Here is a 13824-nt window from a genome sequence, read left to right on the forward strand (position 1 = left end):
CTGATTTCGCGCAACCTATCCGAGCACGTTTTCCTTGGCGAGTCCGTCTCGCGTGCCGGGCGGCGAAGCCGGGCGCGCGGCAGGCAACTGTGGCCGCGGCGCCGCGGTGCCCGAGCGGAGCCGGTCATACGGGTCCTCCACCGCCTGCATCATGCCCACGACCCGGGCGAGCAGCACGCGGCGCGCGCGCGCCGCATAGAAGCCGCCGGGGAGCTGGCTGGTCTCCAGCAGATAGGCCCGATAGGCGCGATAGGCCTGCGGGTCGGGCGGCCTCGGCGCGGCGAAAAAGGCCGCAAGCGGCTGGCGCGACACGAATTCCGGCTTGTCGTACACGGCACGGCCGAAGATCCGCAGCGGCAGCCCGCGCCACAGCACCTGCTGCGCGGCGGTGGAATTCACCGTCACCGCCGAGCGCGCCTGCGCGAGCAGCGCCGCAAGCTTGCCGCCGGGCAGGAAATGCACCCTCCCCTGCAGCCCGTGGCGCGCGATTCCCTCGCGGATCGCGCGCGCGATCGGGGCGCGGCCATCTTCCAGCGGATGCGATTTCAGCACCAGATGGTGATCCGGCGGCGCACCCGCGGCGAAGCCTGCGAGCACGAGGTCGATGAACTCCGTCTGCGAGGCGAAGCCGGAATGGCTGCGGAAGCTGGAATCGTGCTCCAGCTGCAGCAGCACCAGATGGTAGGCGGAGCCACCGCTCAGGACCCGGCGCGTCTCTGCCACCCGCCGCGCCCATCGCAGCGGCATGGAGAGCAGGCGCTTCAGATACAGCCCGAACTCCTGCATCACCGAAACCCCGCGATGGGCCACGAAATGCGGATAGGCTTGGCCATTGAACAGCACGCAGAAATGATAGAGCGCGCCATAGAGGACATGATGGCGCAGATCGCCCCAGAGCGCGGGCGCCTCGGGCAGCGGGCGGGCGCTGCCGCCAAGGGCTGCGCGCATCTGCGCGACGGAGGTCTGCATCAGCCGCGAATGGCCATTGGAGCCGCCGCGCTCGTAGGTGGCCCAGTAAGGGCGCAGGTAGCCTTCCTCGAAGATATGCACGGTGATGCCGCGGGCGTGGGCCGCGCGGATCGCCTGGGCGTGGATCGCCCGGGTGTCGCCATAGAGGACGAGGTCCGTCACCCCCTGCCCCGCCATCAGCGCCGCGATCCAGGCCGGCCAGTCCTCCGGCCGCCCACCATACGGAATATAGCCCGGCGCGCGGCCCCAGAACACGGCATCCCCGCGGTTGAACCCCACCCGCAGCACCCGCGCGCCGGTCGCGCGCAGCGCTTGGCCGAGCTGCCGGAAGAAGGGCCCGTGCGGCCCCTGCAGGAGAAGGTAGGTACGGTCTGTCATGGGGTGGGCCTCTGGCCCTGCTGTGCGACGCGCGGCGCCGATTGTCACGCGATTTCGCGAGATACCAGCGTGCGCACCGCGGATTGTGGCCGAATCGTGCCCGGAACGGGCCGAAAGGGCGCAAATGCGGGAGGGGGAGCGGAGCCGACAGCCAGCGGAGACATTCGATTTGAAGATTATCCGCTTTTTTCTATATTTTCATAATAGTTACGGAAGTTCTGTGACACTTGGTTTGACACGTCCCGGCGAAAGCGGCACCTGCAGCACCTGTCTGGCCAGAAGTTATTCAATGAAATCAGTGCAGGGAAAAATAAATGTGCGCAAAGCGCACATCCTCGAGCGCCGACGCAACAGCTTGCTTTCGGTCACGAAGCTGGTCGCGATCAATCATGCCCCGCCTCACGTGCCGATCCAGGGCTTGAGCTTTCGGGACAAAAAATCGTTGACGACGGCCAGCTCTCCGATCTTGGCATGCAGGTCACGGACCGTTTCTTCGGCACCCTCCGCCGCCACAGCGGCCGTGCCACCGCGCTCAAAGATGCCTGCGGCACCCTCCAGCAGCGATCGCTTCCAGTGATGGATCATCGTTGGATCCACGCCATGCTCGGCGGCCAGTCCCGACACCGTGCGCTCCCCCTTCACGGCTTCCAGAGCCACGCGAGCCTTGAACGCCGCATCGCGGTTCCTGCGTTTCCACATGCCCTGATCTCCTCGGGTGTGGAGATCAGCAGACGTCAGATCGTAGCTTCCGTAACTGTCCAATTCTCGGGGGGGGAGCTCATGGAAGCCCGCATCATTCAACTGGAAGCGAAGGAGATCCGCTGATGCCGATGATCTGCACCGGCCGGAACCATGTCATCGTCGGGATACCGCTCCCGTCCGACACTGTGGTGCCACCTACTTCCTATCGCCAAACGGACGCCGCCTGCTGGGCACGCAGCCCATCGCAAAGATAGACGCTGCGGTGCGTTTCGCTCTATCGATGGCGAAGTACATGGACGGTCCGGACGCCAAGACGCTGCGTTCCAAGCTCTACCACATCTACCGCGACCCGACCGTTTCCGAAGACCTGAACCGCAAGGCCGAAGCGCACGAGGCGCTGCCAAAGCTGGTCCAGGACGCGTATACGTTGCTCGGTGCCGACTGGCGGGAAACCCGGGCGCAATGGCAGGAGGCCGGGCATCATTCCCCGCCGGTCATGTTGACGGTCTGCAACCGCACCGAAACCGCAGCCCGCATCGAGACCTATTTCAACAAGGGCGATGCGCACTGGCCCGAACTGCACGCACCGACCCGAACGCTCCGGGTCGATTCCAAGGTGCTGGAAAAGGCTGAGATCGGCGAGACCGCGACATCCGACAAGGATTACGAGGCGCGGCTGAAGGCAATCATCGACGCCGCGACCATCCCCGAGACCCGCCGCCAACAGTTCCGCGCCCTGAAGAAGGAAGAACTGCTGCGCGAGATCGTGGACAATGTCGGGAAGCGGGGAGCGGCCGGACAAGACCTGCAGAACGTCATATCGGTCGCGATGCTGTCGGAGGGATGGGACGCCAAGAACGTCACGCACATCATGGGTCTCCGCGCCTTCACATCCCAGCTACTCTGCGAACAGGTCGTCGGGCGAGGATTGCGTAGGGTGTCCTACGACACTGACGAGAATGGCCTGTTCCTGCCCGAATACGTCAACGTCTTCGGTGTGCCGCTTTCCATTTCGGAAACAGGCGAAGGCGGGGAGGCTCCGCCGCCTCCCAAGCCGACCACGCAGATCGAAGTCGTGCCCGAGCGGGCCCATCTGGAACTTCGCTGGCCGAACGTGCTGCGGGTTGAAACGGTCGTGAGACCGCAACTTGCCATGGACGTGGTCGAGACGGTCTCGAAGATGGCGGGGATGAAGTTGAAACGGTCGTGAGACCGCAACTTGCCATGGACTGGGGCAAGGTAGCGCCGCTTGTGCTCGACCCTGCCAGCACGCCAATCAGCGCGGAATTGGCTCCGGCGCTCGGCGGCGCGACGGACATGGGCAAGGTGACCGCCATCGACCTCGAGAAGCTGCCAGACGGCTTCCGCCTGCAACGTCTCGTCTTTCAGGCGGCACGGAAGGCCTTCGCCGAACTCAGCCACGGCTTTTCGGGTAGCCACGAGTATCTGGCGGCGCAGCTGGTCAGGATCGTTGAGGCGTTCCTCAACTCCGACCGCCTCGACATCCCGTCGCTGTTCCACTCCGACCCGCTTCGGCGGCGGATTCTGATCGCGCTCAACATCGACCTTGTCGTTCAGCATGTGCTGAGCAACGTGACCGAGCAGAACACGGAGCGTCTGACGCCGGTGTTCGACGAGGAAAACGCCATCGGCGCCACCGGCCAGATGCGGACCTGGTACACCACCAAGCCGTGCTTTCCGACCACCAAGTCGCATATCAGCCACCTGGTCGGGGATTCGTCTTGGGAGGGACATGCAGCGAATATCTTCGAGAAGCGCGAAGACGTCATCGCCTATGCCAAGAACGATCACCTCGGGTTCCAGATCTACTACATGTGGGCCGGTTCACGGCGCCGGTATGTTCCGGACTTCCTCGTGCGCCTTACCAGCGGCACCATTCTGGCGCTTGAGATCAAGGGCACCGACAGCCCCCAGAACAAGGCCAAGCGGGACGCGTTGAACGAGTGGGTGAAGGCGGTCAACGCGGCGGGCGGCTTCGGCCACTGGGCATGGGATGTCGCGTTCAAGCCCGCGGAAATTCAGGACATTGTCACGAAGCACTCGGCCGTTGTGGAACCCGTTTCATAGTTGGATCCGGCGACCATCCGTCGAAGCCCGACCTGACCGCGAATGGCTAACTGGGCAGTTTGGCTTCCCCGCGGGAGATGGTCGCAAGGAATGACTCATCCAGCTTCGGTTCGTCCCATCGTTCGGCGACGGTCAGCCAACGGTCGAGGTGGTCGCGGAACCCCTGATCGTCAGCCTTGAGGTGAAAGGTGTAGAGCCGGTCGACGATCTGCCGCATCAGGCTTCGCATCTGGTCGTCGTCGAGATGGGACGCGTCAGACCATCGAATCTGGCGGCCGTCGGCGTCGGCGATGAACACGTCCGAATAATCGCCCGTGTGGGTGACCGGGACGGTCCCCGCGTGCAATTCCTCGATCCCCGTGTTGCGCACACAGATCATCGCCATCAGTTTGGCCAGACGCGCCGCGATGCGGTCTTCATCGGTCGATTTCATGGTTCGGACCTTGCTGGATTCTTCGACTGCGGCTTCACGAACAACTCGGCGAGAGCCGCCTCCGCTCGCGCCAGTCCATCTTCCGTTAGGGCGAGCGATTTCGTCTTGCCGATGGGATCGTGGATCAGCCCCTTGGCGTGCAGCCGGTCGGTGATCGACCAGTCGATCCCTTTCCAGACGCGATTGCCGTCATGCAGCGTCAGGCTGAGGATCGCCAGCGCCGCGTCGTCGAGCTTATCGGTGTCGAGGTCCGGTTCCGCCATGTATAGCCTCCTTCACCGACAGGATGCCGTCGTCGGCGGAAATTCTCAATGGCGGAAGGGACTTGCGAGGCTTCAGGAAAAAGAGCTGGTTGGATTTCCGTTCCTTTCCGTGAACGCCACTGGCATCGAAGTGTTCAGGTGGCGCGCGGAATTGGTCCAATGTTTTCCTCTGGTTACGGGCTCTACACCGAATGCGCGCAGTCGAGAGGTCCGGAGAATGTCGGGCTCAAGAGAACGTGTTCGGTCTCTGTAGTGAGGACGCCAGTGCAAAGCCACACCCGCATAACCCTCGAAAACAACGGAAAAATCCGGCCACAGCCGGATCGGGAGAACGCTTTCGCGAGGGCAAGTGGCGGAGGGGATGGGTCTGATATCCAACCTTCTCTTGTGGATGCCGCCCTCATTTGCAAGGAATTTCTGAACATTAGACATGTGATCGAGTGCGGACTCTTGTCAGGCCTGTTAGTGCGGCCCGATAGATGCCGCTGGCCGGGATGGTGATGCGCGGACCGGGGCCAAATCTCCAACAGCGAGCTCGAAGCTCTGAGAAGGTTCCTGGTTTGCCCAACCCGGATCATGTCGATCATTTGCCCATTCGGATCATGCCTTCCTCACAACTCTGCGTTCCGTTCCTGCCGACGCGCCCGATCAGGCGGTGGCCATCACCGGATCGCGATAGTCCTCGCCGTGCGTCAGCATCGCCCAAATGCCGCGCGCCATCTTGTTGGCCAGCGCGAAGGCTGCGACCATCGGCGGCTTGCGTTCCAGCATGCGCTCAAGCCAGGGATTTTGCGGTGCGCCACGGCGCAGCGCCCAGCGGACCACCGCCATCGCGCCGGTGACAAGCAGTCGCCGGATGTCCCGCTGCCCCATCTTCGATGTTTTCCCCAGCCTCTGTTTTCCGCCAGAAGAATGTTGCCGCGGCACCAACCCGAGCCAAGCTGCAAAATCGCGGCCACGCCGGAACTGGTCCATCGGCGGCGCGAAGGTTTCGACTGCGAGCGCAGTGATCGGTCCGACACCCGGCATGGTCTGTAACTGCCGGGGCATGGCGGCCGCCCTGGACGCGGCGGCGAGCTTTGCCGAGACTGCGGTAAGGCGGGACGTCAACAGTTCGATCTGCTCCAGAACCATGCGGCAGATGTCTCGCGCCAGGTCAGGCAGGCCCGAACCAGGATCCTCGACCACCTTCGCCAGCCGCGGGATATATCCGACCCCTTCCGGCGCCACATGCCCGAATTCATAGAGGTGCGCGCGAAGGGCGTTGATCGCTTCGGTCCGCTGCTTCACGATCTGCTCGCGGGCGCGAAACGCCACCGCCCGGGCCTGTTGGGCTTCGGTCTTGGGTTCGACGAACCGCATGGTCGGACGCATCGCTGCCTCAACGATTGCTTCCGCGTCGGCGGCGTCGTTTTTCTGGCGCTTGATGAACGGTTTGACGTAATGCGGCGCAATGAGCCGGACGCTGTGCCCGTAGGCGGACAATTCCCGCGCCCAATGGTGCGCGCTGGGACACGCCTCCATCGCCACGTCGCATGCGGGATGGTCCGTCATGAATCGCGCAAACTGCAGTCGCGACAGCTTCTTGCGGAAAACAACCACCCCATCCGCTGCCGCCCCGTGCAGCTGGAACACGTTCTTTGCCAGATCGACCCCGATAATGCTAACTTCTTCCATGGATGCACTCTCCTTCAGCTTGTGCTTCGACACCACGAGTATGGCACATCGCGATGCCGTCAGGGTGAGAGCGGCATCCACCCCATCTCCATTGCAGCATGAGCAGCAAGCCACGGGCGCGATACTCGGTGGGGCCGAGGCTCTGCTGCATCGCCCGGGCCAGCGACCGCACCACACAAGCGCGCAGTTTCAATGCCTTATGGCCGGAGCGCGATCACCTGCGCGATGCGCCGGGCGGGCAACAGCTGGGACAATTCCGCGCGGAAGACCGAAGGCACTGCCCGCAAGCTCTCCGCATCCCGATGCCGCCCGCGCCGGCATGTCCGACCATATCGAACGCCCCTGCAACCCGCGCCGGCGGCACGCGCAACCGGGCGGCATCAGCCCCGTGGAGCGCGAACCCCGTGCCGGCCCAGCCGGGCAAGATGGGCGCAAAACCGGAAGCGGGTCATAATACGGCTGAGCGAGAAACGGCATGTGACAATGCAAATCGCCCATGCGGCGCCAGCGCCTCGGTCGGCTGAGCCTCGCCGTTGGCGACCATTTCCAGAAGATGTGCGAGGACATTGCGCTGCGCGACGGGGATCAGGGCTGGCGCCAGGTCCTGATAGATCGCGGCGGTCAGGGATGCGGCATCTTTCGGGCCATCTGCCAGCGCAGCACGGATCTGGGCGGAGCGCGCGTGACGGTGGGCCGCCAGTTCGGACATGCGCGCAAGCGGCGAAGGGACCGGATCGCCATGGCCCGGAAACAGCACAGCCGGATTTTCCGAAGAAAGGCGGCGCAGCGAGCGAAAATAATCGCCGAGATCGCCATCCGGTGGAGAGATCAGCGTCGTAGACCAGCCCATCACCACATCCCCCGAAAAGATCCGCGCGCCCCAGGCGAAGCTGAGGTGATTGCCGAAATGCCCGGGCGTGTGCAGCGCACGGACCTGCCAGGTGGCAGCGCCCGTCTCGGCGCCATCGGCCAGGCAGGCGTCGGGGCGGAACAGGGCATCGACGCCTTCGCCGCCACCGAGCGGCGCTTTGCGGGCCAGCTCGGCCATGACCGCGGAGCGGCCCGCCTCCGGAGGGCCAAAGGCCAGCACCGGGGCGTCGGTCGCCTCCGCGAGCAGGCGCGCGCCGGGCGAATGGTCCAGATGGGCATGGGTGACCAGGATCTCGGCGACGCGCTCGCCGGGGTTCAAGCCCTGCAGAATGGCGCGGATATGCGCAGGATCTGCCGGGCCCGGGTCGATGATGCCCACCGCGCCTTCGCCCAGAACATAGGTGCAGGTGCCCGCGGCCGTCATCGGCGAGGGGTTCGGCGCCACGATGCGCCGGATGCCCGGTTCCAGTTCCTGCATCATCGCGCTTTTCCTCCGCCGCGGTCCCGGATAGGGTTTTGCCATGAATTTCGCCTGGCTCAAACAGATGATGCCGCGCAGCCTGTACGGCCGGGCCGCGTTGATCCTGGTCGTCCCGGTGATCACGATCCAGCTTGTGGTGTCCGTCGTCTTCATTCAGCGCCATTTCGAACGCGTCACCCGTCAGATGACGGAAACGATGATGCGTGAGGTATCCATGCTGGTGGACCGGGTCGACCGCGCGCCGACGCTCGAGGCGGCGCGTGGCGTGATCGGCGATCTGGCCGAGCCGCTGGGGCTGACGGTTGTACTGCCGGATATAAGCCCGCGCCAGCTCGGCGGAGACCGGCGCCGGCCGATCGACCTGACCGGCATCGTCGTGATCGACACTGTGCGCAAGACCCTGCCCGAGGTGCGCGCGATCGACCTCTCGAACGGCGCGCGGGTCACGATTTATGTCGATGGCCGCTGGGGCGCGATGCGGATCAGCTTCATCCGCGATCTGGTGTCGGCCAGCAATCCGCATCAGCTTCTGGTGCTGATGCTCATGGTCTCGATCCTGATGACGCTGGTGGCCTTCATCTTCCTGCGCAATCAGCTGCGCCCGATCATGCGGCTCGCGCGGGCGGCGGAGGCTTTCGGCAAGGGCCAGAACCTGCCCTATCATCCGTCGGGGGCGGCGGAGGTGCGCACCGCCGGGCGGGCCTTCAACGATATGCGCGCGCGCATCGAGCGGCAGATCGAGCAGCGCACATTGATGCTGTCGGGGATCAGCCACGATCTGCGCACGCCGCTGACGCGGCTGCGGCTCGGGCTTTCGATGCTGCCCGAAGATGCCGAGACCCGCGACGAGATCCAGGCGATGGAGCGCGACGTGTCCGAGATGGGCAAGATGATCGACGCTTTCCTGGAGTTCTCGCGCGAGGGCGCGATCGCGGGCGATCCGGAGCCGGTGCCCCTGCGTGCTTTCGTGCGGCGCCTTGTCGAGGATGCGCAGCGCGCGGGCAAGCCGGTCACGCTGGCCGCGGCGCCGGAGGAGGAGGTCGTGATCGCAGTGCGGCCCGATGGCATCCGCCGGGTGATGGAAAACCTGATCGGCAATGCCGTGCGCTATGGCACGCGGGCCGAAGTCTCGCTGCTGGTCTCGGCGAAATCCGTCCGGATCCTGGTGGAGGACGATGGGCCCGGGATCCCGCCCGGGCAGCGCGAGGAGGCGATGAAGCCCTTCACCCGGCTCGATCCGTCGCGCAACCAGAACCGGGGGCAGGGGGTCGGTCTCGGCCTCGCGATCGCGGCCGATATCCTGCGCCGCCACGGAGGCGGGCTGAAGCTCGGCGAGAGTGCCCGGATGGGCGGGCTGCTGGCAGAGCTGGTGTTGCCACGTTGAGGGGGCTTGCCCCCGCATCGAGTCGCCGTCAATGTGAAGTCAAGATGACAGCGCCGGTGGGAGCACTGGTTGAACGGGGGGCGCACACCCCCTAGATATCGTCAAACCGGGAAGGGACATGGCTGCCGCAGGGGCGGGGCCCCGCCCTTTCGCCACAGAGGAAAACATATGACCGAGACCCTCTCGACCACCTATCCGGTCCTCCCGCTGCGCGACATCGTGGTGTTCCCCCACATGATCGTGCCGCTGTTCGTGGGCCGGGAGAAATCCGTCCGCGCGCTGGAAGAGGTGATGTCGGACGATCGTCAGATCCTTCTGGCGAGCCAGATCGACCCGTCCGTGGACGAGCCGAGCGAGGACGGCATCTACCGCACCGGCGTTCTCGCCAATGTGCTGCAGCTGCTGAAGCTGCCCGATGGCACCGTGAAGGTGCTCGTCGAGGGCAAGACGCGGGTGCAGATCACCGAATTCCTGCCCAATGACGCCTATTTCGAGGCGCATGTGGAGCCGCTGACCGAAACCGAGGGCGATCAGGACACGATCCGGGCGCTGCTGCGGTCTGTCGCCGAGGAATTCGAGCGGTACGCGAAGATCAAGAAGAACGTGCCCGAGGAGGCGCTGGCCGCCGTGGCCGAGACGAAGGAGGCCGAGAAGCTGGCGGATCTCGTCGCCGGGCATCTCGGGCTCGATGTGAAGGCGAAGCAGGAGCTTCTGGAGACGCTCGACGTTTCGGAGCGGCTGGAGAAGGTCTATGGCCTGATGCAGGGCGAGGTATCTGTCCTGCAGGTGGAGAAGAAGATCAAATCGCGCGTCAAGAGCCAGATGGAGAAGACGCAGCGCGAGTACTATCTGAATGAGCAGATGAAGGCCATTCAGAAGGAGCTCGGCGATGGCGACGATGGCCAGAACGAGCTGACCGAGCTCGAGGAGCGGATCCGCAAGACCAAATTCTCCAAGGAGGCGCGGGAAAAGGCCGAGGGCGAGCTGAAGAAGCTGCGCACGATGTCGCCGATGTCGGCCGAGGCCACCGTGGTGCGCAATTACCTCGACTGGCTGCTGAGCCTGCCGTGGGGGATCAAGTCGCGGGTCAAGAAAGACCTGACGGCGGCCGAAACCGTACTGGATGCCGATCACTATGGCCTCGACAAGGTCAAGGAGCGGATCGTCGAGTATCTGGCGGTGCAGGCGCGGTCGGACAAGCTGAAGGGCCCGATCCTGTGCCTCGTCGGCCCGCCCGGCGTTGGCAAGACCTCGCTCGGGCGCAGCGTGGCGAAGGCCACGGGGCGCGAGTTCATCCGCATCGCCCTTGGCGGTGTGCGCGACGAGAGCGAGATCCGCGGCCACCGGCGCACCTATATCGGCTCCATGCCCGGCAAGATCATCCAGGCGCTGAAGAAGGCCAAGACCACCAATCCGCTCATTCTGCTCGATGAAATCGACAAGATGGGGCAGGATTTCCGCGGCGATCCGGCTTCGGCGCTGCTGGAGGTGCTGGATCCGGAACAGAACGGGACCTTCGTCGACCATTACCTGGAGGTCGAATACGACCTGTCCAACGTGATGTTCATCACCACGGCGAACAGCTACAACATGCCGGAGCCGCTGATGGACCGGATGGAGATCATCCCGCTCTCGGGCTATACCGAGGACGAGAAGATCGAGATCGCCAAGCAGCACCTGGTGGCGAAGGAGATGAAGGCCAATGGCCTGAAGGCCGCGGAATTCGACGTTTCCGAAGCCGCGCTGCGCGACATCGTCCGCTACTATACCCGCGAGGCGGGGGTGCGGTCGCTGGAGCGCTCGATCGCGAAGCTGGCGCGCAAGGCGGTGACCGAGATCCTGAAATCCAAGGGTGCGGTCAAGCATGTCTCGGTGGATGCTGCCAAGGCCGAGGACTATCTGGGCGTGAAGAAGTTCCGCTACGGTCTGGCCGAGAAGGAGGATCAGGTGGGTGTCGTCACCGGCCTCGCCTGGACCTCGGTCGGGGGCGACCTGCTGCAGATCGAAGCCTTGCGCCTGCCGGGCAAGGGCCGGATGAAGACCACCGGCAAGCTCGGTGAGGTGATGAAGGAATCGATCGAGGCTGCGTCGAGCTACGTGCGTTCGGTCTCGCCGGATCTGGGCATCAAGCCGCCGAAATTCGAGGCGCTGGACATCCACGTGCACGTCCCCGAAGGCGCAACGCCCAAGGACGGGCCGAGCGCGGGCATCGCGATGGTCACCTCCATCGTCTCCGTCCTGACCGGGATCCCGGTGCACAAGGACGTGGCGATGACCGGCGAGGTGACGCTGCGCGGCAATGTGCTGCCGATCGGCGGGCTGAAGGAGAAGCTGCTGGCCGCGCTGCGAGGCGGGATCAAGACCGTGCTCATCCCGGATGAGAACGCCAAGGATCTGGCGGATATTCCGGAGAATGTGAAGCAGGGCCTCGAGATCATCCCGGTGAGCCATGTGCGCGAGGTGTTGCCGCGCGCGCTGGTGCGGATGCCGGAGCCGGTCGAGTGGGATGAGGCGGCCGAGGAGGCTGCCGCGGCCGCCAGGGCCGCCGCGGCCCGCGAGGGATTGGGCGCCGTAGCCCACTGATGAAAAACCTGAACGCGCCCTCCGGGGCGCGTTTGTGTTTGCGGCCTGTATGGCTGGCGGAAAGCTGGCCATTGCGCCGGATTCGCTTCACCGAATGCGCCGACAGATGGCGGCGTGCAAGCTGAATCGCTACGCTCTAGAGGTGGCCAGGCCGCTGCAGATTCGCGGGGCCATGTCTCACGTTTCTGTGCGGCGCGGGTTGGTTTTTGCCCTGCGCAAGCGAATAAAATGCTGTTTTAACTATGGCTTGCAGGGCATTCCTGATGTTTCGCGCGATGCGGTTCCGGAAGGCAGCGGAGATTTTGCCTTCAGCGAACAGTTATGCTAAGGATAGCGGTGCATCGCCAATCTCGTCTCTGATCCTTCACGGCCAGCTTCGATTTCTCGCTGTGCCGGGCCGCCGCAATGTCGCGGGCGGCATGATTAAAAAAGGATATCACGATGGCCGCAGGCACCGTGAAATGGTTCAACGCAACCAAGGGTTATGGTTTCATCGCGCCGGAAGCCGGTGGCGCTGACGTTTTCGTTCACATCTCGGCGGTTGAGCGTGCTGGCCTCCGTGGTCTGAACGACGGTCAGAAGATCACCTACGATGCGGAAACCGGCCGCAATGGCAAGGTTTCGGCGGTCAATCTGGCTCTGGCCTGAGCGCTTTCCACAGCGACCGGTGAGGCGGGCGGCGTTTTGCCTCACCATTTCCATTAGACTTGCTGTTTGGCCTCGAGGCAAGCCTTCCGTGCGGGAGGGAGGCCTGCGAGTGTTGGAGGACCGCCTGATCTTTAGTGGTCACCTGACGCTGATTTTGCGCCATGGATATCTTGGAAGAGAGCGCCTTCCCTCACGGCGGGCTTTTCAAGATCTGCCAAATCGGTTCCGGCCTGATGATCATGACGGGCCTCCCGGGCAGAGATAGATTCACCCTCCAAGTCGGCCAAATCCAAGGGTCTCCGGCAGTGCCAAAGCCGTGCCTTCGATCACGGCAAGAGCAGACGGCGCCTCGCGCGGGATCTCGCGCACCTGCCGCAGGCCTCTCGCTCCGGCGTCTTCTTCTTCCCGGCTTGAATGTCCGCCCGCTTCGGCCTTCCCGCCGCATTCATTCATGCAAGGGTTAAATCGCCGCTCTGGCTTCCCCAATTCAGCCTTATCGCCGGTCTCGCAGCGGCATTGGCGGATTCCTTATCGCGGCATTCGGAGCCTATCGTCTTCCTCGCCTTGGGGCGCAAGCATCAAAATGCGCGGCTTCAGCTGCGCTTCTTGAGCTGGTATCGGCCCTCACACGGGTTTCTCGTTAGAAGGACGCCATGGCCTCCCTGTCTTGCGAGATGCTCGCAAATGATACACGGGATATACCAGACATCCCCGCAAGGGCTAAAGGCGAGCGCAATCGGAAACCCCCGGCTGCGCGGCTAAAGACAATGGGCCGCCATACTGGCATTATCCGGCGAGATATTTCGTTGGTGTCGCATGTCCCGCTCTGAGCGCCTCTTCGACCTCTTGCAAGCCCTGCGCCGGCATCGGCGGCCGGTGAGCGGCCGGATTCTGGCCGAGGAGACAGGGGTCACCGATCAGGTGGAAGGCACGCTGTAATCCCGCCCTTCGACGTTGACGTGGTAGTGACGCTGGATCCTGAGGCCGAGGCGCCAGCTGCCATAATCGTAAGAGGTTGCGGGCAGCGGCTGCAGACACGCCATTTCGCGGGTTCGGAAGCGTTCGTGACCTGCCACTGGTCTTTCATCCAGCCGCGACCGGAGCCGGTAGCTGATTTACGCCTTTCGGCGTGGGATGAGCAATCGCCCGGCGCGCGGAACCCTCATCGCGTGCAGCGGGTCGGGCGATTGCGGTGGTCAGGTGCCGGGCGAAGCCTGCGGAGGTCTGGTAGCCGAGGGCCGAGTGGGGCCTTGCGGTGTTGTAGTCGGTGACCCAGGCCGCGATCATATCACGGGCATGGGGAAGGTTGCGGAACAGCGTCTCGTTCAAGAACTCGTCCCGCATCCTG

Annotated in this window: 13 protein-coding genes and 1 pseudogene; 6 read left to right on the forward strand and 8 right to left on the reverse strand. The window is 64.1% G+C overall.

All coding sequences use genetic code 11. The features are described 5' to 3' along the window. Positions 1-15: 15 nt before the first annotated feature. Complete coding sequence (locus ACOMG5_RS08420; RefSeq protein ID WP_420343350.1) at positions 16-1347, reverse strand: capsule biosynthesis protein; 1332 nt, start codon at positions 1345-1347, stop codon at positions 16-18. Positions 1348-1746: 399 nt separating this feature from the next. Continuing rightward, positions 1747-2046 (reverse strand): transposase, encoded by a 300-nt coding sequence (locus ACOMG5_RS08425; protein ID WP_420343351.1) that lies wholly within the window; start codon positions 2044-2046, stop codon positions 1747-1749. 304 nt (positions 2047-2350) lie between these two features. Here ACOMG5_RS08425 and ACOMG5_RS08430 point away from each other — a divergent pair. Continuing rightward, positions 2351-4137 (forward strand): annotated as a pseudogene (locus ACOMG5_RS08430) (restriction endonuclease); the annotation flags it as partial. Positions 4138-4183: 46 nt separating this feature from the next. Here the strand turns inward: ACOMG5_RS08430 and ACOMG5_RS08435 are convergent. The 4 genes from ACOMG5_RS08435 to ACOMG5_RS08450 all read right to left on the reverse strand — a co-directional run bounded on the left by ACOMG5_RS08435 (position 4184) and on the right by ACOMG5_RS08450 (position 7858). After that, positions 4184-4570 carry a hypothetical protein gene (locus ACOMG5_RS08435; protein ID WP_420343352.1) on the reverse strand — a complete coding sequence of 129 codons (387 nt, stop codon included), beginning with the start codon at positions 4568-4570 and terminating at the stop codon, positions 4184-4186. After that, positions 4567-4833 (reverse strand): DUF6429 family protein, encoded by a 267-nt coding sequence (locus ACOMG5_RS08440; protein ID WP_062563512.1) that lies wholly within the window; start codon positions 4831-4833, stop codon positions 4567-4569. The genes ACOMG5_RS08435 and ACOMG5_RS08440 overlap by 4 nt, the downstream gene beginning before the upstream one ends. A gap of 648 nt (positions 4834-5481) precedes the next feature. Then, positions 5482-6510, reverse strand: coding sequence for an IS110 family transposase (locus tag ACOMG5_RS08445; RefSeq protein WP_420343353.1), 1029 nt, complete (start codon positions 6508-6510; stop codon positions 5482-5484). Positions 6511-6958: 448 nt separating this feature from the next. Further along, positions 6959-7858: an MBL fold metallo-hydrolase gene (locus ACOMG5_RS08450; RefSeq protein ID WP_420343362.1), complete on the reverse strand. Its 900-nt coding sequence runs from the start codon at positions 7856-7858 to the stop codon at positions 6959-6961. 43 nt (positions 7859-7901) lie between these two features. Here ACOMG5_RS08450 and ACOMG5_RS08455 point away from each other — a divergent pair, with 43 nt between their 5' ends. The 5 genes from ACOMG5_RS08455 (at position 7902) to ACOMG5_RS08475 (ending at position 13415) form a co-directional block, all read left to right on the forward strand. Continuing rightward, on the forward strand, positions 7902-9245 hold the full coding sequence (locus ACOMG5_RS08455; protein WP_420343354.1) for an ATP-binding protein: 1344 nt from the start codon (positions 7902-7904) through the stop codon (positions 9243-9245). Between the two features lie 168 nt (positions 9246-9413). Beyond that, the gene (gene lon, locus ACOMG5_RS08460; RefSeq protein ID WP_420343355.1) at positions 9414-11828 is read left to right on the forward strand and encodes an endopeptidase La; all 2415 of its coding nucleotides are present in this window, start codon (positions 9414-9416) and stop codon (positions 11826-11828) included. A 106-nt stretch (positions 11829-11934) separates the two neighbouring features. After that, positions 11935-12156 carry a hypothetical protein gene (locus tag ACOMG5_RS08465; protein WP_420343356.1) on the forward strand — a complete coding sequence of 74 codons (222 nt, stop codon included), beginning with the start codon at positions 11935-11937 and terminating at the stop codon, positions 12154-12156. A 113-nt stretch (positions 12157-12269) separates the two neighbouring features. Then, positions 12270-12476: a cold-shock protein gene (locus tag ACOMG5_RS08470; protein WP_420343357.1), complete on the forward strand. Its 207-nt coding sequence runs from the start codon at positions 12270-12272 to the stop codon at positions 12474-12476. Between the two features lie 816 nt (positions 12477-13292). Beyond that, positions 13293-13415 (forward strand): HTH domain-containing protein, encoded by a 123-nt coding sequence (locus ACOMG5_RS08475; protein ID WP_420343358.1) that lies wholly within the window; start codon positions 13293-13295, stop codon positions 13413-13415. Here the strand turns inward: ACOMG5_RS08475 and ACOMG5_RS08480 are convergent. After that, positions 13394-13519, reverse strand: a complete 126-nt coding sequence (locus ACOMG5_RS08480) for a Mu transposase domain-containing protein (RefSeq protein WP_420343363.1) — start codon at positions 13517-13519, stop codon at positions 13394-13396. The two genes, ACOMG5_RS08475 and ACOMG5_RS08480, sit on opposite strands and share 22 nt — an antisense overlap. A gap of 40 nt (positions 13520-13559) precedes the next feature. Continuing rightward, positions 13560-13824, reverse strand: a 265-nt coding sequence (locus tag ACOMG5_RS08485; protein ID WP_420343359.1) for an integrase core domain-containing protein, incomplete at its 5' end; no start/stop codon positions are given.

This window comes from Paenirhodobacter sp. (genome assembly GCF_041916475.1).
GTDB lineage: Bacteria > Pseudomonadota > Alphaproteobacteria > Rhodobacterales > Rhodobacteraceae > Rhodobacter.

Bases quoted from the DNA above. Each gene is read 5' to 3' on its own strand.
- ACOMG5_RS08420 (WP_420343350.1), bottom strand. From the start codon at position 1,347: ATGACAGACCGTACCTACCTTCTCCTGCAGGGGCCGCACGGGCCCTTC.
- ACOMG5_RS08425 (WP_420343351.1), bottom strand. From the start codon at position 2,046: ATGTGGAAACGCAGGAACCGCGATGCGGCGTTCAAGGCTCGCGTGGCT.
- ACOMG5_RS08435 (WP_420343352.1), bottom strand. From the start codon at position 4,570: ATGAAATCGACCGATGAAGACCGCATCGCGGCGCGTCTGGCCAAACTG.
- ACOMG5_RS08440 (WP_062563512.1), bottom strand. From the start codon at position 4,833: ATGGCGGAACCGGACCTCGACACCGATAAGCTCGACGACGCGGCGCTG.
- ACOMG5_RS08445 (WP_420343353.1), bottom strand. From the start codon at position 6,510: ATGGAAGAAGTTAGCATTATCGGGGTCGATCTGGCAAAGAACGTGTTC.
- ACOMG5_RS08450 (WP_420343362.1), bottom strand. From the start codon at position 7,858: ATGCAGGAACTGGAACCGGGCATCCGGCGCATCGTGGCGCCGAACCCC.
- ACOMG5_RS08455 (WP_420343354.1), top strand. From the start codon at position 7,902: ATGAATTTCGCCTGGCTCAAACAGATGATGCCGCGCAGCCTGTACGGC.
- lon (WP_420343355.1), top strand. From the start codon at position 9,414: ATGACCGAGACCCTCTCGACCACCTATCCGGTCCTCCCGCTGCGCGAC.
- ACOMG5_RS08465 (WP_420343356.1), top strand. From the start codon at position 11,935: ATGGCGGCGTGCAAGCTGAATCGCTACGCTCTAGAGGTGGCCAGGCCG.
- ACOMG5_RS08470 (WP_420343357.1), top strand. From the start codon at position 12,270: ATGGCCGCAGGCACCGTGAAATGGTTCAACGCAACCAAGGGTTATGGT.
- ACOMG5_RS08475 (WP_420343358.1), top strand. From the start codon at position 13,293: ATGTCCCGCTCTGAGCGCCTCTTCGACCTCTTGCAAGCCCTGCGCCGG.
- ACOMG5_RS08480 (WP_420343363.1), bottom strand. From the start codon at position 13,519: ATGGCGTGTCTGCAGCCGCTGCCCGCAACCTCTTACGATTATGGCAGC.